1 protein-coding gene is annotated in these 1,776 nt (G+C 44.0%); it reads right to left on the reverse strand.

The window, feature by feature from the left end; translation table 11 throughout:
* Window positions 1-189: 189 nt before the first annotated feature.
* On the reverse strand, window positions 190-1,776 hold a 1,587-nt coding region (locus HX129_RS17620), incomplete at its 5' end, for an oleate hydratase (RefSeq protein WP_286436393.1).

Below are 1,776 nucleotides of genomic sequence, written 5' to 3' on the forward strand. Positions count from 1 at the left end.
TGTGTAGGCAATACCCTTACTTTTGATAAGCCAAAAGAAAGCAAAAGCCTTTGTTACCCATACATAACATCCCTATTATGATGGATAACGTGTGGCATCCCTGCCACACTCGTGTATCCAAACGTTGCTTAAATTAAACTATGTAATAGTGGCGACATAAAGGTGCTCTTATCGCTATATATTAAAAACTTAGTGGAACACTGTTTCTAAAGCTTTTAAACCCACTTTGGGATCAAGTAGACCGTTGTAAATTTCAGGGATTTCACGTTCCACCCCAAAAAATTCATAAATGGCAAGCATCGCCCCACGAACTGAATATTCCACAGTAAAGACCACGTCATCTTCAATTTCCACAAACTGTCCAAGGAAAGCAAAGTTTTGTGAGCCTTGTGGAATTACCTGTGGACGATCCCCCGGTTTACGGCAGGCGAATAGGGCAGAGGCGTATGGCATCATGGCGGTAGTAACATCAGTCGTTGCCAAAACATGATCTAAAATGTCGTCAAAACCGAGCTGTTTAATCAGTTCTGTTAGGATTTCTTGCCCCGTGGCTTCGGACATTGGTTTTTTGATGTAATCGCCTATATGGTCAATTTGGAAACCGTAGCCCCATAAGGTATATAAACCTTCAGGTAAGTCGGCAAAGTGTGGCTGTGCAGGAACCACGATGGATAAATGCCAACCCGACTCATACCAAGTCATGAGTGCGCCTGTGCCTGGTTCATTGCCTGTATAGTCAATAATACGTTTAAGTAGCACGTCATCTTTCATGGTCAGAGTGAAAGACTCCCACTTATGTTCATCGATATTGCCATAAAAAGTCATTGGACGGCCAAAGTCTGGGGCTTTTTGTGCCAGCGTTTCCCAAAGCGTCCAGCCATGATCTTCTCGATGACGAATAAGGGCAGGCACGTCATGATTACCGCCATAACGTGAGTCTGCTGTAATAGAGCCTAAAGTGAAAATAGCTAAATCATTGGCTTTCAGATTAATTTGCTCTGAGCCTTCAGGCAATTGTACATATAGGCGTGAAGCGTAGCGTTCTTGAGTTTCAGCATTGGTAATGAAGTCTGCATCTGTGACATAGTGTCCAAAACGCACATCGACGCCTTGTGCGACTAACCAACGCTGTAGGGGCAGAATCATCGAGTCATATTGGTTGTACTTGGTACGTTTCACACCCGCTAAGGTATGAATGCGTGGCAATTCTTGAATAAAACGCAAGAAATAGCGTCTTAACTCTGCTGCACTGTGCCATTTTTGAAAAGCGAAAGTCGTGCGCCACATGCGCCAGAAATTGGTTTCAAAAAAGGTTTCATCAAAAAACTCATCAATGCGGCGACTGCCAATTTTTTCTTCTTTTGAAGCTAATAGGCGCAGCATCTGTGCACGATGTAACGTATTCAGACCAAGCTTTGCTGCATCCGCAATGACATGTTCGGCATCAATCAACCGTGCATTGGCGTGGGTTTTCACTTTTTCATTAAACTCACGACATTCTTCACGCACCGAAATGTCTGGATTTTCCAAAGATGGAATACTGGAAAATAAGTCCCATAGGCATAAATAAGTTTCATCGGTCAGCATTCGCCCACCACGTGTTACCCAAGCTTGCGCGGCATGCGGTGTATGTCCACCATCCATCGAACCACCTGAAATATCGAGTTCTTCTAAAATATGGATATTTTTGGCAGGGACTTTGGCATCACGGATTGCAAATGCAGCAGCAGCCATACCTGCGATACCACCACCAATAATCCAAAGATGGGACTGTTG

Origin of the sequence: Acinetobacter sp. 251-1, assembly GCF_030329305.1 — a bacterium.
Lineage (GTDB): Bacteria > Pseudomonadota > Gammaproteobacteria > Pseudomonadales > Moraxellaceae > Acinetobacter > Acinetobacter piscicola_A.